This window comes from Shimia aestuarii (assembly GCF_022814865.1).
GTDB lineage: Bacteria > Pseudomonadota > Alphaproteobacteria > Rhodobacterales > Rhodobacteraceae > Shimia > Shimia aestuarii_A.
Window position 1 is genome coordinate 1 of the sequence record NZ_JAKVRD010000015.1, and the last position, 17,411, is coordinate 17,411.

Sequence of the window (17,411 nt, forward strand, 5' to 3'; positions counted from 1 at the left end):
TCGTTCTGACCGCAGCTGTTGTTGGCCTCGCAGTGGCAGCCTACACCGCCATTGAGACCAACACCAAGTCGCTCGCAGCTCAGGCCGCGTCGGACATCTCGGGCGAGCTCGACTAAGAGAACGCCGCTCGCCTTCGGGCAGAGCTTCGGGGCCGCATCGTTTGATGCGGCCCTTTTCTTTTGTCTCCAGGTCACAGGCGATGATCACGTCACGCGAGTACCCGCAAGACGCGAACAACTACACCGAAAGACCACTGAATTTCTACAAAATGGCACCAAACGCGCCCAAATCGCGCCCCATTCAAGGGGGATATTACCCTCATACCAAGTCGGACACGGGCATGAGAGAGACGCCCAACATTGCCCGGCCGGGTTGAGACTGAAACCTAAATGATCCTTTGGAGGGACACACCATGATCAAGTTCATCAAAAACTTCCGCAAAGACGAAAACGGCGCCGTGACTGTTGACTGGGTCGTTCTGACCGCAGCTGTTGTTGGCCTCGCAGTGGCAGCCTACACCGCCATTGAAACCAACACCAAGTCGCTCGCAGCTCAGGCCGCGTCGGACATCTCGGGCGAGCTCGACTAAGAGAACGCCGCGTTCCTACAGCGCACTAAGACCAGGCCGCGCCTCACTTGACGGCGCGGCCTTTTCAGACGGACCTCCGTCTCAGATTACGAGTTCTTAACACTAGGTCGACATAGTCAGGCAGCGAATGCCATCAGGTGATCGATCTACTTTCAGGGATGATGCAATGAAGCGTTTTTTTGCAAGATTTCGCGGTAGCGAACGCGGCGCAGTCACAGTTGACTGGGTTGTGATTGCGGCTGGCGTCGTATCCCTCGGTGTAGCGGTCATGACCCTGATTGAAACCGAGGCGACAAGCCTTGCGACAACCACTGGAGAGCAGATCTCCAAAGGGACTGACTGACCCCCGGGAAGGCGCGCCTTCCGTTTGGCAAACCGATTTGCTTTCCTTCAAAGCTTCCCGTTTTGCCCCCTATTTCGCCACATTTGAGCACCATCTTGGTTGATGGATACATGTGCCCGACCCGATCTCGGTTTGGTCCATCGCAACATGTCAGCTTCGAGAGGAAACGTCATGCGAGTGATCTTTGCATTGGTTCTTTTGGTCGGCCTCGGCCTGGCCGGGTTCGCCGTCTATATGGCACAGAACTACATCGAGGGTTATCAATCCGCCCTCGCCAAGGAGAAGGCAGCCCGCAAACCGGATATCGAAACCATCGAGGTTTATGTGATGGCACGCGCCATGGAGTATGGCGATACCCTCACGCAAGAAGACGTGAAGATGGTGAAGTATCCCAAGAAATCTCTCCCGGAAGGCATCTTCACAAGCGAAGAAGCCCTGTTTCCCGAAAATGATGATCGTAAACGCATTATCCTGCGCAAACTGGAACCCATGGAGCCGCTCCTGGCTGCCAAGATCACAATGCCGGGCGAAGACGCAGGCATCCAATCGCGTCTTGCGAAGGGCATGCGCGCCTTTGCGATCAAAGTCGACGTGGCCAGCGGGGTTGCCGGCTTCCTGCGCCCGGGTGATCGCGTCGATGTCTATTGGACCGGTCGGGTCAAAGGCTCTGGCGGCGAGATCGGCAACGACGACATTACCAAACTCATTCAAGCGAACATCGACCTGATCGCGATTGACCAGACAGCCAACCAGGATTTCGAGGCGAGCCGCGTTGCGCGCACTGTCACGGTCGCCGTCAAGCCACACCAGGTTGCGGCGCTCGCCCAAGCGCAATCCACCGGAAGTCTGTCGCTGGCCCTTGTCGGCGCACAAGACGACACGGTTGCAGAGGCGATCGAAGTCGATCAGCGGAGCCTCCTCGGAATTGAACAAGAGGCCGAAGTCGTGGAATTCAACAAGCCGGAGCCGGAGTGTACAATACGGACGCGGAAGGGATCTGAGGTTGTCGAAATCCCGATCCCCTGCACAAACTAACGTTTTATCAGGCACTTGGTGGGCTTCGCACGTTGCGGAGCCCTCTTGGGCTCAAAGGCAGTGTGTCTCGTCTCACACATGCAAAACGGCGGCAAAGTCATTGATTCTTGCAAATAAATGCCAAATGCCGCACATTGTTCGAAAGAGTGGGCAAAAGATCCACGACCGAGGCGTGATCAAAAAGGCAGGTCACATGACATATCGTAGATTGATCGGCGCCGCCCTCTTGGGGCTGGCTGTCGTCGGAGTGCCAACACTGGCCCCATTGTCGGCTCAGGCCGAAGCGCTGCGTGTTGTGCGCAACGGAACAGAATCCGTGTTGAATGTTCCTATGAACAGGGCAGTGGTCGTCGAGAGCGACTCTCCTTTCGCAGAACTCAGCATCGCCAACCCGGCGATCGCCGATATCTCTTCTCTCTCGGATCGCTCCATCTATGTCCTCGGCAAAGCACCAGGCGCCACGACACTTACCCTTCTGGATGCCTCCGGTCGCCTCATTACGAATGTCGAAGTGCGCGTCGCGCCTGATATTTCCGAATTCAAAGAACGCCTCCGTCAGATTCTTCCCGGCGAAAAAATCGAAGTCCGCACAGCCAATGACGGCATCGTCCTTTCCGGCACTGTTTCGAGCGCGCAGCGTCTGCAACGCGCGTTGGACCTTGCCGAGCGCTATGCGCCTGAACGCGTCTCGAACCTGATGACGGTCGGCGGCGTTCAACAGGTCATGCTCAAAGTACGTTTTGCCGAGATGCAGCGCTCTGTGTCGAAATCGCTCTCATCCTCCATCGCCCTTGGTAGTACGGATGTGACCGGGGAAACGGGAACGTGGCTTTCCGGCACCAATGGCCTCGGCAACCCGATCGAAGTTCAGCCCGGCACAGCTGGCGCGCTGGCATTCCAATTCGGCGTCGGATCCTTAGAAGTTGGTCTTTTGCTTGAAGCGCTTGAGGAGAAAGGGGTTGTCCGCACTTTGGCCGAGCCCAACCTGATCTCCCTTTCCGGGCAAGAAGCAAAGTTCCTCGCGGGTGGTGAATACCCGATTCCCGTGAGCCAGGAAGGCGGCACGGTCACGGTCGAGTTCAAACCCTTCGGCGTCGAGCTTAACTTCATCCCACGCGTGGTGGATGGGGATCTCATCAACCTCGAGCTGCAGGCTGCGGTATCATCCCTTGATGCAACGAACGCCTATAGCGACGGCACGTTCTCGATCACGGCCTTCAAACGACGCGAGACCTCGACAACGGTTGAGCTCAGAGATGGTGAGAGCTTTGCGGTCGCTGGCCTGCTTCAAGACGATTTCCAAGACAACAATGCGCAAGTGCCCTGGCTTGGTGATATCCCGATCCTAGGGGCATTGTTCCGCAGCGCAGATTATCAGCGCTCGCAATCGGAATTGGTCATCATCGTAACCGCGCATTTGGTAACGCCGACACGTGGCGAAGCTCTTGCGCTTCCGACGGATCGCGTCAAACCGCCGAGTGAGAAAGACCTTTTTCTCTTTGGTCGCGTGGCCAAAGAGAAAGCTCCGAAACGCGGCGCTGCCGGAGAAGTCGCCAAACAGGATTTCTCTGGATCCTACGGCTATGTGATGGACTAAGGAGAGACCGCCATGAAACGCTACCTTGCCGTCCTCCCCATCATCGCTCTCGCTGCGTGTAGCTGGGAGAACTATCCAGAAGCTGGCCGGGACGTTGACCGGCATGGGAACTTTGGTTTCGCGACCGCGAACAACTCTGGGATCCAGACCGGAGAGAAGAGTTATACCATTGATCTCGCAAGACGATTCTCAAACGAGGTCACCTCGACGGTGAACTTCGCGTTCAACAGCGCGCAACTCGATGGGCAAGCGCGTACCGTCCTGCGCCAACAGGCGGATTGGATTCGCCAGTTCCCAGAAGTCAGGTTCCGTGTCTATGGCCACACCGATGCTGTCGGTTCCACATCGTATAATCATGCGCTTGGCAAACGGCGCGCACGCGCGGTTGTTGCTTACCTTGCGAGCCTCGGCATTGGACGCGATCGCCTAGAGGCACTGGTCTCGCGCGGCGAGACACAGCCATTGATCGTGACTGAAGGCCGCGAACGCAGAAATCGCCGCACTGTGACCGAAGTTTCGGGCTTTGTTGAACGCCACCCTTCTGTTCTTGATGGAAAATACGCTGAGATCGTCTATCGCGACTATGTTGCAAGTGGTCAGGCGCAAACGCAGCTAAGCGGCACCTCGATCGAAGGCGAAGAGTAAGCTCAGCGCAAGAAGCAACGCAGTGGCTGCGCCCCTGAACACAAGGGGCGCTTTGATATGCGCATAGTGCACGCCTCGGCATCGTCTCCGAATAACGCACAATTTCGGTAATTCGGCCCAAATGTTGCCCAAGTTCCAAGCGAAGTTGTCTCCAAAGGGAGTAGTACGTCCGGCGTGAGTCGGACGTTGGCTTCCGGGGTGGCGGTGCGTCGTGGACGTGTTTGTGTCTTGCAGCACACCGATAGACCGCTCCGGAACCGCCAAAGCAAAAGGACTTGAGGTCAAGGATGACGAGTAGCTCGACGATACAATCTGATCCTAGCCCGGTCCTGGCATGTACTGTGTGCCGGGACGTTCAGAACTTTGAGCTTCTGATCGTCGACATGGAGGAAATCATGGGCGAACAGTGGGGTGATCTAGGGTTTGACGACGCTCTACAATTCCTCGCGCAGCCTGATGCGGAGGCGCTGGAATTCATTGCCATCGCGATCGACGACTATGATGAGGACAACCTCGATCTTCTGCTCGACGTGATCAACGCGGCAAAAACCCGGGGCATCCACTCGATCCTCATTGCTGAGGATGTCACTCCTGCTTCGCTTCATAAGCTCCTGCGCAACGGGGCGGATGACTTCATTCCCTATCCGCTTCCCGAAGGTGAACTGAAAGAAGTCATCGCGCGGATGCGGAACGCGGAAGAGCCGGCCGAGGTCGTTCCCGCCCCCGCGGCCGTGGCACTTCAAAACAACGCGCAATCTCGGGAAGGTGTCGTTCTTGCCGTACATGGCCTTTCCGGCGGAACCGGCGCGACGACACTTGCCGTCAACCTCGCTTGGGAACTTGCCAACAACTCCAAGGACAACGCGCCGCGCGTCTGTCTGATTGACCTCGATGTTCAGTTCGGCTCTGTATCGACCTATCTCGACCTCCCGCGCCGCGAAGCCGTCTTTGAGCTCATCACCGACACCGAAGGCATGGACAGCGAGAGCTTTGGGCAAGCGCTTCAGCAATACGAAGGCAAGATCAGCGTTCTGACCGCGCCGCCCGACATCATTCCGCTTGATCTATTGAGTTCTGAGGACATTGAGCGCGTCATCGCAATGGCGCGACAGCACTATGACTATGTCATTGTGGATATGCCCAAGACCCTGGTTGTCTGGACCGAAGCTGTCTTGAGTGCCGCACATGTCTACCTTGCGACCATGGAGATCGACATGCGTTCGGCGCAGAACGCGATGCGGATCAAGCGCGCGCTCCAAGCCGAGGACCTGCCATTTGAAAAGCTGCGCTATGTGCTCAACCGCGCGCCGAAGTTTACGGACCTCGCCGGGAAGAGCCGCGTCAAGCGCTTGGCCGATAGCCTCTCGATTTCAATCGACGTTCTTCTTCCGGATGGCGGCCGGCAGGTCATGAACGGGGCCGACCATGGGCAACCATTGGGCATTGCCGCGCCGAAGAACCCGCTACGCAAAGAAATCGCAAAGCTGGCTGAGAGCCTGCTCGAAGTGGATCAAAGCGATCCGAAAGCCGCGTGAGGGAAAGATACTAGATGTTTTCTCGATACAAGAAAGAACCTGCGAAGCCAGTCAACCCGGCAGGTGGCGCCGCACCGAAAGCAGCCCCTGCCGCCGCTCCGACAGCAAAGCAAGCAGCGCCGGCCACCCCTGCCCCCGAACAACCCAAGCCCTCGATGCGCAAGGCCGTGCAACGCGCGCCCGCAAAAGCGGCTCCGGTCGACAAAGAGCGCAAACGCAAAGAACGCCTCGGTGAAATCAAGGTCGAACTGCACCGGGAACTGCTGGACAACCTGAACCTCTCCGCACTCGAAAGCGCATCCGAGCAGGACCTGCGTAACGAAATCGGCGCCATCGCTTCCGAGGTTCTTCAGGAACGCGCCATCGTGCTCAATCGCGAAGAGCGCGCGCTCATCAACCAAGAGCTCTACGACGAAGTCACAGGTCTCGGTCCGCTTGAGCCGCTGCTCAAAGACGACACCATCAGCGATATTCTCATCAACGGGCCGCAACAGGTTTTTGTCGAGCGCGACGGTAAACTCCAGATCTCGGACACGACATTCAAAGACGAGAAGCATCTTCTGCGGATCATCGACAAGATCGTCTCGGCTGTCGGGCGTCGCGTCGATGAGTCGAACCCCTATGTCGATGCGCGTCTACAGGATGGCTCGCGTTTCAACGCTATGGTGCCGCCAATCGCCGTCGATGGCTCGCTGGTTTCCATTCGTAAATTCAAGAAAGACAAACTCGGGATCGACGATCTTGTGAACTTCGGTGCCTTTTCCGAGGAGATGGCTGCATATCTGCAAGCGGCAGTTTCGACACGCCTCAATGTGATCGTTTCTGGCGGGACAGGCTCGGGTAAAACCACGACGCTCAATGCGCTTTCGTCGTTCATCGACAATTCCGAGCGGATTCTCACGATCGAAGACACGGCCGAACTCCAGCTGCAACAAATCCACGTCGGTCGCATGGAAAGCCGCCCGCCGAACGTCGAGGGCAAAGGCGAAGTCTCACCGCGCGATTGTCTCAAGAACGCTCTTCGTATGCGCCCGGATCGGATCATCGTTGGCGAGACGCGTGGCGAGGAAGTGATCGACATGCTTCAGGCGATGAACACGGGCCACGACGGCTCGATGACCACGATTCACGCCAACAACCCGCGCGACGGGATCGCCCGTCTTGAAAACATGATCGCAATGGCCGGGATCGAAATGCCAATCAAGGCGCAACGCTCGCAGATTTCCTCTGCTGTGAACCTCATCGTACAGGCCTCGCGCCTGCAGGACGGCTCTCGCCGCATGACTTCGATCACCGAGATCACTGGCATGGAAGGCGACGTCATCTCGATGCAGGAGATCTTCCGCTTCCAGCGGACGGGCCTTGGCCCTGACAACAAGATCATCGGCCATTTCACAGCAACAGGCGTCCGCAGCCACTTCTCCGAGCGATTCCGTCTCTGGGGCTTTGATCTGCCGCCAGCTATCTACGAACCAACCGCGGGATAATCACGATGCCTTTTAGCCCTGAACTCATTATCTACGGTGTGATCTTTATCGCGGTGCTCGCCTTGGTCGAAGGTGTCTACTTGACGGTTTTTGGACGCTCGATCAGCTTGAACAGCCGGGTCAACCGCCGTCTCGAGATGCTCGACAAAGGCACAAAGCGTGCCGAAGTTCTGGAGCAGCTGCGCAAGGAGATGCAACAGCACGGGAAAGTGCGCTCGATCCCGCTCTACTCCATGCTCGCCTCCAAGGCACAAAAAGCAGCTATTGCCTTCACGCCGAAGCAACTCATGATGATGATGGCGGGCGTCACTGTCTTTGCCTTCATCGGCCTCACAATCGGGACCAACACCGGGCTCCTGATGACCGTCATCATTTCAATCATGATGGGCGTTGGAGGCATCTACTTCTGGGTGTCAATGAAAGCGGGCAAGCGCCTGTCGATGATCGAGGAACAGCTTCCTGACGCGATCGAACTCATGGTGCGGTCGCTGCGTGTGGGACACCCGTTTTCATCCGCAATTCAGATCGTGTCTCGCGAGGTTGAAGATCCTTTGGCGACCGAATTCGGCGTCATCGCAGATGAAAGCGCCTATGGGCGGGATGTTGGAGAGGCTCTTAAGGATATGGCCGAACGTCTCGACATGCAGGATTTGCGCTTCCTCGCGGTCGCGGTGACGATCCAACAGCAGTCGGGCGGCAACCTTGCCGAAATCCTCGCCGGTCTTTCAAAGGTGATCCGTGCCCGCTTCCGTCTGTTCCGCCGTGTGAAAGCAATTACGGCCGAGGCGAAATGGTCCGGAAAGTTCCTGTCCGGCTTCCCCGTCGCGGCGCTTATCTTCATCAACCTGAGCGACCCGCACTATTACGACGAGGTGCAGACCCACTCGCTCTTCATCCCGGCCTGCATCACTGTCGGCCTGTTCCTTGCCGCGAACCTTTTCGTGATGCGCATCCTGACAGACATCAAGGTTTAAGGAGGTCATTTCATGCAGTTCCTAACCGATATGCTCGGCCCGTTTGGCCCCCTCATCATTGTTGGTGTCCTCGGTCTCTTGATGATCGCCGCGACCATCCCAATGATGCTCAAGGCCCAAAACGATCCGATCGACAAGCTTAAGAAAAGCGAGAGCGACCGGGTCGCGGGCAAAGATGGCCGCAAGGAAAAGCTCCGCCGTGGGTCCAACAACGAGCGCCTGGCAAAATATAAGGCGTTCCTTGAGCCGAAGAACGAAGAAGAACTGTCCAGCCTGCGCCTGAAGCTGCTTCAGGCCGGATACCATTCCCGCGATGCCGTGCGCGCCTTTCACCTTGCCCAGATGGGGCTTGGCATCGGTGGGCTTGTGCTCGGCCTCGCATATTTCTTCTTTGTCAAAGGGGGTGTTTCCACTGGTACACAAGACACGCTCTTGCACATTCTCGGCCCGGCGGGAGCTGGCTATCTGCTGCCAAAATACTGGGTGACCCGTCGTGTGGAGACACGCAAAGAAGAAATCACCTCAGGCTTTCCCGATGCCTTGGACATGATGCTGGTCTGCGTCGAAGCAGGCCAGTCCCTCGACCAATCCATCATCCGCGTCGCACGCGAACTGCGCGCCTCCTATCCCTCTCTGGCAGACGAATTCGAAATCGTCTCCTATGAGATGAAAGCTGGCAAAGACAAAGCCGCCGTCCTTGGGGACATGAGCGAACGCTGCGGCGTGCAGGATGTGTCGTCTTTTGTGACCGTTCTCATCCAGTCTGCCTCTTTCGGGACGTCCATCGCCGAAGCGTTGCGCGTCTATGCGGGCGAGATGCGTGACAAGCGGGTGATGCGCGCCGAGGAAAAGGCAAACAAGTTGCCAACCAAGATGACGCTTGCCACAATGATGCTCACGGTGCCGCCGCTCCTGATCATCCTCGTGGGGCCGTCGGTCTACAACATCACCAAACTCGGCAACTAAAGACGAGGCCCCATGCGATCCGCCCTACGACCGGCGCTTCTGACCTCCCTTCTGGCATTGGCCGCCTGTGACACGGGCGGCCTTTCCGAGTCTCGCACTGGCCCATTTGCACCGGGTGTGGATCATAGCGAAGAAGCCGTTGATGGCCTCGTCGTCGGGGATCGGCTCATGGATGCGGGCGAGCACGAACTGGCGCTCAAGGCCTATATCCGTGCCGCTGGGGATCACGGGATGACGCCTGACGTCCTTATTTCCTTGGGTTCTGCGAACCTTGCGCTTGGCCGCCTCGGACAGGCCGAGAGCTTCCTGAAACGCGCTCTCGAGAAAGACGAAACTCGCCCGGACGCCTGGAACAACCTCGGTGTTATTTTGCTCGAGAAAGGCGAAGTCGCCCAATCGGTTCAGGTCTTTCGCAAGGCCTACGCGCTCGACAATGGCGATAGTGACATGATTCGGGACAATCTGCGGTTAGCACTCGCAAAATTGGAAAATCCGTCTTATGATGATGAACAGGCAAACGAATATAAAATGGTGCGCCGTGGACGGTCGAGCTACCTGATCCGGCAAACACCTTAAAAAGTGGCAAGAGCAGTAAGAGGTCGCAACAATGCGCCAGCCATTTATCGTATCCATAAGTCTTGTGAGCGCACTTGCGCTTGCGGGCTGTGAAGACACAGGCACTTCGTCCGTAGATCGAGCGCTTCAAGACGTGAACGCGATCGACGAAAGCAACCTGTCGGACATCATGCTGACCGTGGCAGACCCCAATGAGGCGGTCTCCTATTTTCAGCGCACGCTCAAGGACAATCCGGACCGGATCGACATCCAACGCGGTCTCGCGGTGTCACTTGTGCGCGCACGGCGCTACTCCGAAGCCATTCCCGCTTGGCAGCGTGTCGTGAAGAATACAGAATCGACGAGCGTAGACCGCGTAGATTATGCGGATGCCCTGATCCGCGCAGGTAAATGGCAAGAGGCCGAGAAACAGCTCGACACGATTCCGCCCACACACGAGACCTTCAAGCGCTACCGCCTTGAGGCGATGATCGCCGACTCCAACAACGAATGGAGCAAGGCCGACAGCTACTATGAGACGGCCGTTGGATTGACGACGCGCCCGGCCGGCGTGCTCAACAACTGGGGGTATTCCAAGCTCACACGGGGCGACTACGCTGACGCCGAACGGTTGTTCAGCGATGCGATCCGGCAGGACAACGCCCTGTTCACCGCCAAGAACAACATGGTTCTCGCACGCGGCGCACAGCGTAAGTACACCCTTCCCGTGATCCCCATGGACCAGACCGAGCGGGCCCAGCTTCTTCACACGATGGCGCTTTCCGCGATCAAGCAGAACGACACACAAACCGGCAAAACGCTCCTGCGTGAAGCGATTGACACCCACCCGCAGCATTTCGAAGCCGCCGTACGCGCCCTGCGCGCGTTGGAAGAAAGCTGATAGGCTAGGGGCGGATGTCTATGGAGATCCCCACGAGCGCCGCGCTTTGGTTCATGCCTTTCGTGCTGCCGGTCTGTTTCTACGTCGCATGGTCAGATATGCGCGCCATGCGTATCCCGAATACGAGCGTGCTTTTCTTGCTCGGTGTCTATGTTGTCGTGGGTCTGATCGCCCTCCCCTTTCCAATCTATCTTTGGCACCTGCTGCACGTGGTCATCGTGCTTCTGATCGGTATCCTGCTGAATGCAGGCGGCCTTGTGGGGGCAGGCGACGCTAAGTTCGCGACGGCCGCGGCACCTTTTGTCTTTGTCTCAGACCTGCGGTTCCTGATGGCGATCTTTACCGCGACCCTCCTTGCGGCTTGGGTCACGCACAGGATTGCCAAGCACTCTCCGATCCGGCGCATGGTCCCTGACTGGGAAAGCTGGGAACAGGGCTGGGACTTCCCCATGGGCCTCGCCCTCGGCGGCACCTTGGCGCTCTACCTTGCGCTTGGTTTCCTCTACGGCGCCTGATCCCGGCCCGAAAATTGCCTTCTTTCTAGGGTCTAGTTGCGAGGAACGCGGCAAGTGAGCTATGCCTAGGCGCACCTGCTCACAGGAAGCACCAAGGATGGCGAGGTGACACCAATGAACATGCAGGTCTCCAATGTCATAGCACCGCCGGCGCCAAAGCGTCTGGCCGAAATGCAGCTCCCCATCGTGATGATGCGGGACATACTTCTGAAGACTATGTTCCGGAAGAACGTCGATATGGTCTCGGAAATCGCCAAGGCAATCTGCCTGCCTTCTGCTGTGACGCAGGAGCTTGTCGATATGGGCCGCGAACAGCGCCTGATCGAGGCGACCGGGACGCTCAATGCGAATAGCGGCAATGAGATGGGCTACCAATTGACCGAGGCCGGCAAATCCCGCGCGCTCGATGCTTTGTCCCAGTCGGAGTACTACGGAGCGATGCCTGTACCGCTTGATGTCTATCGCGAACAAGTGGAACGCCAATCGATCAAGAACGTGCAGATTACGCGCGAACAACTCACCAAGGCGATGGGACACCTGATCCTGCCTGATAGTCTTCTCGATCATCTTGGCCCCGCAGTCGGATCCGGGCGTTCGATCCTCATGTATGGCCCGCCGGGCAACGGGAAATCTTCTATTTCCAACGGCATACGTGATGCGATGGGCGACAAGATCTATGTTCCGCGCGCGATTGAATATGCCGGACAAGTCATCACGGTCTATGACCCGATTGTGCATTCCGCCGCCGAAGCCGACGAGGATGACAAGACCTCGCTACGTCGTGTCGGTCGGTTCGACAGCCGCTATGTCAAATGCGAGCGCCCCACGGTGATCACCGGCGGGGAGCTTTCTCTCAATATGCTGGACCTGGTCTACAACCCAACCGCGCGCACCTATCAGGCGCCGCTACAGCTCAAATCCACGGGCGGAATCTTTATCGTCGACGACCTCGGACGTCAGGAAGAGCCGCCACAGGCGCTCGTGAACCGTTGGATCGTTCCGCTCGAAGAAGGCAAGGACATCCTCGCGCTACAATCAGGCGAAAAATTCGAAGTGCCCTTTGACACGCTTGTGATTTTCTCAACCAACTTTCACCCGAACGAGATTTTCGACCAAGCCGCGCTTCGCAGGATTTTCTTTAAGATCAAGATTGACGGACCGAGCCAGGAGAACTTCCTCAAGATTTTTGCACTCGTCGCGAAGAAGAAGAAAGTGCCCCTCGACGAAGCCTCGCTGATCTACCTGCTCAAAGAAAAATACCCGGCGATCGACAATGTCTACGCCAACTACCAGCCGATTTTCCTCATCGATCAGATCATTTCGATCTGTCAGTTCGAAGGCATCCCTTATCAGATGAACCCTGATCTGATTGATCGCGCATGGGCCAATATGTTCGTGAAAGATGAACACATCGTGAAATGAGGGGGCGTCCCCAGTTGGTCAGGGAACAAAGAGCGACTTCATTGCTGTCATGCTTGCACCGCGATCTCCTTGAGCGACATCCGCAATCGCCTGCCCAGCCTCAATCGGATACCCGGCCTCACGAAGCCGGGTCAAACCCTCTTGAAGATCAACCCCGGCAATGGCGATGACATGCTCCACAGGAGCGTCAGACAACGCGCGCATGACATGGGGAACGGGGCTGCCGCCCCCTGCGTCGACCGGTACAAAAGACAAGAGAAGCGCACCCGCCGCCACGACCATAATCCCCAACGCGACAGGGCGTTTGAAATAGATCTGAAACGCGCGCCAGTTCAACAGCACATGCGCTCCGACCGCAACCAACATGGCCCACCCTGCCCATTCGTGCAGAAGCTTGTTAAGCCCTTCATCCAGATGGAAAAACATCAAAGTGCCGGTCACCCCCATGACAAGGAAACTTCCGATTGTGAGTGGTGTCGCCCATTTACGTAGATACATGGTTCTTGCTCTCCGAAACCTGTTTCAATCGTATAACGTGGCAGGGGCAAATTCCGTCGCCACGAGAGCGCATTTTCCCAAGTTCTAAAGGTCGAAAAACAAATGCCCGGCGTTGCGCTATATGGAGAATTGCGTCATGACGGATGGATGACAGATCATCTACGTGCCTTGCTTGTTCATTTGTTTACTGCGACCGGTGCCGTGTTTGCCATGTTGGCGATGTTGGCGGCGGTGGACGAGAAGTGGAGCTTGATGTTCCTCTGGCTCGTTGTGGCCTTTGCGGTGGATGGGCTTGATGGGCCGATGGCGCGGAAATATGACGTCAAGACCAACGCACCAGAGTTCGATGGCGTCCTTCTTGATCTCATCATCGACTACCTGACCTATGTCTTTATCCCCGCCTTCGCGCTTTTCAAATCCGACCTGATGGGCGGCTGGACCGGGTGGGCGTCGATCATCGTGATCACCTTTGCCTCGGCCATGTATTTTGCCGACACCCGCATGAAAACAAAGGATAATTCCTTTCACGGCTTTCCCGGCTGCTGGAACATGCTGGTGCTCGTGATCTTTGCGTTGGAGCCGAATTTCTGGGTCTCGTTCGCGCTTGTGGCTTTGCTTGCGGTGGCGATGTTCCTGCCGCTCAAGTTCATCCATCCGGTGCGCACAGAGCGGTGGCGTAACGTGTCGCTGCCGGTGGCGTTTGCCTGGACCTTCTTCGCGGGATGGGCGGCTTGGGTTGATTTTCACCCCGAGAGCTGGGCCCATTGGGGGCTTGTCGTGACCTCGATCTATCTCTTGTTCGCAGGCATCGCGCAGCAGATTTTTCCGGCAAAATAGCGCGTCTGTATCACGTCGGTATTACGTCGGTATTGCGTATGTGCGCATTTCAGATGAGCAGTCCCGCCGCGCCTTCGAGGCGCAGCAGCGTCACCTTCGTCTCGACACCGCCCCCTCCGGAAAACCCTGTCAGGCCTTTCGCCCCCATGACCCTGTGACAGGGAATGAGGATCGGGATCGGGTTTGCACCGCAGGCCTGCCCCACGGCCTGCGCCGGGACGCCAAGGTCGCGGGCAATCTCGCCATAGGTCCGGGTATAGCCAAAGGGGATCGCAAGCATGGCATCGCAGACCGCGCGCTGAAATTCGCTCCTGTCGACATGGAGCGGGATATCGAACGCTTCGCGGGTGCCGGCGAAATAGGCGGCAAGCTGGGCCTCGGCCTCGAGGAGGAGCGGAGTGGAGTCCCGCGCGCCCTGCCCCCAAGCAAGCCGCGTGATCGCGCCGTCGCTCTCGACAAGGCGCAGGGCGCCGACCGGGCTGTCTATCGTGCGTTCTGTCATGAGATGACCGTGGCCCAGAAAAAAACGCCCCGCAAGCGGGACGTTTTCTGAGTGCATCAACAGGTCTGCGCGATCTAGCCGAGCGCGTCGCTACAGCGGCCGCAGACGCCCGTATGTGCGTGACGGCCCACATCAGGGAGGATTTTCCAGCAACGCTGGCATTTCTCGCCCTCGGCTTTCTCGAACACCACGCCCACGCCTTCGACTTCCGGCAGGCGGAAGGCTTCGGCAGGCATCGGATCGCCGGTCAGGCGAATGTCAGACGTGATGCAGATATCAGCGAAGTTCACCGACTTCAGCGCCTCGAGCACCTCGGCCTCGCGCACATGGACGACGGGCGATGCTTCGAGCGACGCACCGATGACCTTATCCGTGCGCTGCACTTCGAGGGCGGCGGTCACGGCACGACGCGCCTCGCGCACCTTGGCCCATTTCGCGGCAAGCGGCTCGTCGATCCAATCGGCGGGCGTCTCTGGGATATCGGTCAGGTGCACCGACGCGCCCTCACCCGGGAAGCGTTCGAGCCAGACCTCTTCCATCGTGAAGGTCAGAACCGGCGCAAGCCATGTGGTCAGACGATGGAACAGGAGATCAAGCACGGTATGCGCGGCGCGGCGACGCGCAGTGTCGCCATCGCAATAAAGCGCGTCCTTGCGGATATCGAAGTAGAACGCCGAAAGCTCGACCGTGGCAAAGTTGAAGATCGCGCTAAAGACGCCTTGGAAGTCATAGGCGTTGTAGCCAGTGCGAACCTTGTGATCCAACTCGGCCAGGCGATGCAGAACCCAGCGTTCCAGTTCGGGCATATCGGCAGGTTCAACGCGGTCTTTCTCGTCGAAATGCGCGAGCGCGCCGAGCATGAAACGCATGGTGTTGCGCAGGCGGCGATAGCTGTCGGCGGTCCCTTTGAGGATTTCCGGGCCGATCCGCTGGTCGTTGGTATAGTCGGTCTGGGCCACCCAGAGGCGCAGGATATCGGCGCCATATTGCTTGACCACTTCCTCGGGCACGATGGTGTTGCCCAAGGATTTGGACATCTTGTTGCCCTTCTCATCGAGCGTGAACCCGTGAGTCAGCACGCCACGATAGGGCGCGCGGCCCTTGGTGCCGCAGGCCTGAAGCATAGAAGAATGGAACCAACCACGGTGTTGGTCGGTGCCTTCGAGGTAAAGATCGGCGATGCCATCCGGGACGCCATCTTCGCGGTCACGCAGCACGAAAGCGTGGGTCGAGCCAGAATCGAACCACACGTCGAGCACATCAAAGATTTGATCGTAATCGTCGGCGTTGTAGTCGTTGCCGAGGAAGCGCTCCTTGGCGCCGTCCAGATACCAAGCGTCCGCACCTTCGGCCTCGAAAGCTTCGCAGATGCGGGCGTTCACGGCATCGTCGCGCAAGAGGAAGTCCGGATCCGTCGGCAGCGCGCCTTTCTTGACAAAGCAGGTCAGCGGCACGCCCCAGGCGCGTTGACGCGACAGCACCCAGTCGGGGCGCGCTTCGATCATCGAATAGAGGCGGTTGCGGCCCGTCTTCGGCGTCCAAGTGACGAGTTCGTCGATGGATTTCAGGGCACGATCGCGGATCGTCTTGCCGTAGGTATCCTGTCCGTCGCCGACCTCGCGGTCGATGGCGGCGAACCATTGCGGTGTGTTGCGGTAGATGACCGGGGCCTTGGAGCGCCAGCTATGGGGGTAGCTGTGCTTGATCTTGCCTCGGGCGAGAAGACCGCCCACTTCGGCCAGTTTGGACATGACAGCGCCGTTCGCGTCGCCTTCCCAATCGCCTTTCTTGGCCTTGGCACGCAGGATGCGCTTGCCACCAAAGAACGGCAGGTCTTCGCGGAAAGAGCCATCGTCCATGACGTTATAGGTGATGACCTGTTTGAGCATCCCGAGATCGCGGTAAAGTTCGAATTCTTCCATACCGTGCGAAGGGGCGCAGTGCACAAAGCCGGTGCCTTCTTCGTCGGTGACAAAATCGGCGGCGCGGAAGTCGCGCAGGTCGTCCCATTCGCCCTTGGCCCCTTCGGCCCCGGCAAGCGGGTGGCGCAGGGTCAGGCCCGCAAGCTCCGAGGTCGGCACATCGCGCACACGGGTCCACATGTCGTCGTCAAGACGCGCGCGGCCCATTACGTCGCCAGCAAGCTTGTCGGCGAGCAAGAAGCGCTCGCCCGGCTTGGCCCAACATTCCTCGGGCGTGGAGGTCACCTCATAGAGGCCGTAGGAATAGTCCTCGCCAAAGACCACCGCCTTGTTCGAGGGGATGGTCCAGGGGGTGGTGGTCCAGATGACCACGTTGGCGCCGCTGAGGTCACCCTCGGTCGCGACGGGGAATTTCACCCAGATGGTGAAGCTCTCCTTGTCGTGGTATTCCACCTCGGCCTCGGCCAGCGCGGTTTCCTCGACAGGCGACCACATGACCGGTTTGGAGCCTTGGTAGAGCGTGCCGTTCATGAGGAATTTCATAAACTCCTCGGCGATGACGCGCTCGGCGTGGAAATCCATCGTCAGGTAGGGCTTTTCCCATTTGCCGGTGATGCCGAGGCGCTTGAACTCGTCGCGCTGGATATCGATCCAGCCGGCGGCGAAATCGCGGCATTCCTTGCGGAATTCGACCACGTCAACCTCGTCCTTGTCTTTGCCCTTGGCGCGGTACTGTTCCTCGATCTTCCATTCGATCGGCAACCCGTGGCAATCCCAGCCCGGCACATAGCGCGCATCGCGGCCAAGCATCTGCTGGCTACGGACGATGAAGTCCTTGAGGATCTTGTTGAGCGCGTGGCCGATATGCAGATGACCATTGGCATAGGGGGGGCCGTCATGGAGGATAAAGGGGGCCCGCCCCTCTTTCTCGCGCAGGCGGTCATAGATACCGATTTCGGCCCAGCGGGCGAGCCATTCCGGCTCGCGCTTGGGCAGTCCCGCGCGCATGGGGAAATCGGTTTTGGGAAGGTTCAGCGTGTCTTTGTAGTCAGGCGTCTCGGCGCACATCTTTCGGCGTCCTTGCGGTT

The 17,411-nt window shown here is 58.1% G+C and carries 17 protein-coding genes; 14 read left to right on the top strand and 3 right to left on the bottom strand.

All coding sequences use genetic code 11. The annotated features are described in order from the left end of the window. Nucleotides 1-412 precede the first annotated feature (412 nt). From MK745_RS13940 to MK745_RS14000, 13 genes are all read left to right on the top strand, one after another. Complete coding sequence (locus MK745_RS13940; RefSeq protein ID WP_243613909.1) at nucleotides 413-589, top strand: hypothetical protein; 177 nt, start codon at nucleotides 413-415, stop codon at nucleotides 587-589. Between the two features lie 166 nt (nucleotides 590-755). Further along, nucleotides 756-932 (top strand): Flp family type IVb pilin, encoded by a 177-nt coding sequence (locus MK745_RS13945; RefSeq protein WP_243613910.1) that lies wholly within the window; start codon nucleotides 756-758, stop codon nucleotides 930-932. A 171-nt stretch (nucleotides 933-1,103) separates the two neighbouring features. Then, the gene (gene cpaB, locus MK745_RS13950; protein WP_243613911.1) at nucleotides 1,104-1,967 is read left to right on the top strand and encodes a Flp pilus assembly protein CpaB; all 864 of its coding nucleotides are present in this window, start codon (nucleotides 1,104-1,106) and stop codon (nucleotides 1,965-1,967) included. Between the two features lie 193 nt (nucleotides 1,968-2,160). Further along, the gene (locus MK745_RS13955; RefSeq protein ID WP_243613912.1) at nucleotides 2,161-3,564 is read left to right on the top strand and encodes a type II and III secretion system protein family protein; all 1,404 of its coding nucleotides are present in this window, start codon (nucleotides 2,161-2,163) and stop codon (nucleotides 3,562-3,564) included. A gap of 12 nt (nucleotides 3,565-3,576) precedes the next feature. Then, a complete protein-coding gene (locus MK745_RS13960; protein ID WP_243613913.1) occupies nucleotides 3,577-4,209 on the top strand; it encodes an OmpA family protein in 633 nt (210 codons plus the stop codon). Nucleotides 4,210-4,496: 287 nt separating this feature from the next. Continuing rightward, nucleotides 4,497-5,744 carry an AAA family ATPase gene (locus tag MK745_RS13965; protein ID WP_243613914.1) on the top strand — a complete coding sequence of 416 codons (1,248 nt, stop codon included), beginning with the start codon at nucleotides 4,497-4,499 and terminating at the stop codon, nucleotides 5,742-5,744. A gap of 14 nt (nucleotides 5,745-5,758) precedes the next feature. Further along, the gene (locus tag MK745_RS13970) at nucleotides 5,759-7,231 is read left to right on the top strand and encodes a CpaF family protein (protein WP_243613915.1); all 1,473 of its coding nucleotides are present in this window, start codon (nucleotides 5,759-5,761) and stop codon (nucleotides 7,229-7,231) included. Between the two features lie 5 nt (nucleotides 7,232-7,236). Then, complete coding sequence (locus tag MK745_RS13975; protein ID WP_243613916.1) at nucleotides 7,237-8,205, top strand: type II secretion system F family protein; 969 nt, start codon at nucleotides 7,237-7,239, stop codon at nucleotides 8,203-8,205. A gap of 12 nt (nucleotides 8,206-8,217) precedes the next feature. Beyond that, nucleotides 8,218-9,171, top strand: coding sequence for a type II secretion system F family protein (locus MK745_RS13980; RefSeq protein WP_243613917.1), 954 nt, complete (start codon nucleotides 8,218-8,220; stop codon nucleotides 9,169-9,171). A gap of 12 nt (nucleotides 9,172-9,183) precedes the next feature. After that, nucleotides 9,184-9,747 (top strand): tetratricopeptide repeat protein, encoded by a 564-nt coding sequence (locus MK745_RS13985; protein ID WP_243613918.1) that lies wholly within the window; start codon nucleotides 9,184-9,186, stop codon nucleotides 9,745-9,747. A gap of 31 nt (nucleotides 9,748-9,778) precedes the next feature. Further along, nucleotides 9,779-10,627 (top strand): tetratricopeptide repeat protein, encoded by an 849-nt coding sequence (locus MK745_RS13990; RefSeq protein ID WP_243613919.1) that lies wholly within the window; start codon nucleotides 9,779-9,781, stop codon nucleotides 10,625-10,627. Nucleotides 10,628-10,647: 20 nt separating this feature from the next. After that, nucleotides 10,648-11,142, top strand: a complete 495-nt coding sequence (locus MK745_RS13995; protein WP_243613920.1) for a prepilin peptidase — start codon at nucleotides 10,648-10,650, stop codon at nucleotides 11,140-11,142. A gap of 114 nt (nucleotides 11,143-11,256) precedes the next feature. Beyond that, nucleotides 11,257-12,564: an ATPase gene (locus MK745_RS14000; protein WP_243613995.1), complete on the top strand. Its 1,308-nt coding sequence runs from the start codon at nucleotides 11,257-11,259 to the stop codon at nucleotides 12,562-12,564. 18 nt (nucleotides 12,565-12,582) lie between these two features. Here the strand turns inward: MK745_RS14000 and MK745_RS14005 are convergent, their stop codons facing one another. Beyond that, nucleotides 12,583-13,062 (bottom strand): DUF4405 domain-containing protein, encoded by a 480-nt coding sequence (locus MK745_RS14005; protein WP_243613921.1) that lies wholly within the window; start codon nucleotides 13,060-13,062, stop codon nucleotides 12,583-12,585. Nucleotides 13,063-13,209: 147 nt separating this feature from the next. Here MK745_RS14005 and MK745_RS14010 point away from each other — a divergent pair, with 147 nt between their 5' ends. Next, complete coding sequence (locus tag MK745_RS14010) at nucleotides 13,210-13,899, top strand: CDP-alcohol phosphatidyltransferase family protein (protein ID WP_243613922.1); 690 nt, start codon at nucleotides 13,210-13,212, stop codon at nucleotides 13,897-13,899. Nucleotides 13,900-13,948: 49 nt separating this feature from the next. On the opposite strand, the gene MK745_RS14015 is transcribed toward MK745_RS14010, so the two are convergent. Together MK745_RS14015 and ileS are read right to left on the bottom strand one after the other, a co-directional pair. Beyond that, nucleotides 13,949-14,401 (bottom strand): methylated-DNA--[protein]-cysteine S-methyltransferase, encoded by a 453-nt coding sequence (locus tag MK745_RS14015; protein ID WP_243613923.1) that lies wholly within the window; start codon nucleotides 14,399-14,401, stop codon nucleotides 13,949-13,951. A 74-nt stretch (nucleotides 14,402-14,475) separates the two neighbouring features. After that, nucleotides 14,476-17,391 carry an isoleucine--tRNA ligase gene (gene ileS, locus MK745_RS14020; RefSeq protein WP_243613924.1) on the bottom strand — a complete coding sequence of 972 codons (2,916 nt, stop codon included), beginning with the start codon at nucleotides 17,389-17,391 and terminating at the stop codon, nucleotides 14,476-14,478. Nucleotides 17,392-17,411: the final 20 nt, after the last annotated feature.

Excerpts from the sequence above, each read along its gene's own strand:
- MK745_RS13940 (WP_243613909.1), top strand. The coding sequence starts at position 413 with ATGATCAAGTTCATCAAAAACTTCCGCAAAGACGAAAACGGCGCCGTG.
- MK745_RS13945 (WP_243613910.1), top strand. The coding sequence starts at position 756 with ATGAAGCGTTTTTTTGCAAGATTTCGCGGTAGCGAACGCGGCGCAGTC.
- cpaB (WP_243613911.1), top strand. The coding sequence starts at position 1,104 with ATGCGAGTGATCTTTGCATTGGTTCTTTTGGTCGGCCTCGGCCTGGCC.
- MK745_RS13955 (WP_243613912.1), top strand. The coding sequence starts at position 2,161 with ATGACATATCGTAGATTGATCGGCGCCGCCCTCTTGGGGCTGGCTGTC.
- MK745_RS13960 (WP_243613913.1), top strand. The coding sequence starts at position 3,577 with ATGAAACGCTACCTTGCCGTCCTCCCCATCATCGCTCTCGCTGCGTGT.
- MK745_RS13965 (WP_243613914.1), top strand. The coding sequence starts at position 4,497 with ATGACGAGTAGCTCGACGATACAATCTGATCCTAGCCCGGTCCTGGCA.
- MK745_RS13970 (WP_243613915.1), top strand. The coding sequence starts at position 5,759 with ATGTTTTCTCGATACAAGAAAGAACCTGCGAAGCCAGTCAACCCGGCA.
- MK745_RS13975 (WP_243613916.1), top strand. The coding sequence starts at position 7,237 with ATGCCTTTTAGCCCTGAACTCATTATCTACGGTGTGATCTTTATCGCG.
- MK745_RS13980 (WP_243613917.1), top strand. The coding sequence starts at position 8,218 with ATGCAGTTCCTAACCGATATGCTCGGCCCGTTTGGCCCCCTCATCATT.
- MK745_RS13985 (WP_243613918.1), top strand. The coding sequence starts at position 9,184 with ATGCGATCCGCCCTACGACCGGCGCTTCTGACCTCCCTTCTGGCATTG.
- MK745_RS13990 (WP_243613919.1), top strand. The coding sequence starts at position 9,779 with ATGCGCCAGCCATTTATCGTATCCATAAGTCTTGTGAGCGCACTTGCG.
- MK745_RS13995 (WP_243613920.1), top strand. The coding sequence starts at position 10,648 with ATGGAGATCCCCACGAGCGCCGCGCTTTGGTTCATGCCTTTCGTGCTG.
- MK745_RS14000 (WP_243613995.1), top strand. The coding sequence starts at position 11,257 with ATGAACATGCAGGTCTCCAATGTCATAGCACCGCCGGCGCCAAAGCGT.
- MK745_RS14005 (WP_243613921.1), bottom strand. The coding sequence starts at position 13,062 with ATGTATCTACGTAAATGGGCGACACCACTCACAATCGGAAGTTTCCTT.
- MK745_RS14010 (WP_243613922.1), top strand. The coding sequence starts at position 13,210 with ATGACAGATCATCTACGTGCCTTGCTTGTTCATTTGTTTACTGCGACC.
- MK745_RS14015 (WP_243613923.1), bottom strand. The coding sequence starts at position 14,401 with ATGACAGAACGCACGATAGACAGCCCGGTCGGCGCCCTGCGCCTTGTC.
- ileS (WP_243613924.1), bottom strand. The coding sequence starts at position 17,391 with ATGTGCGCCGAGACGCCTGACTACAAAGACACGCTGAACCTTCCCAAA.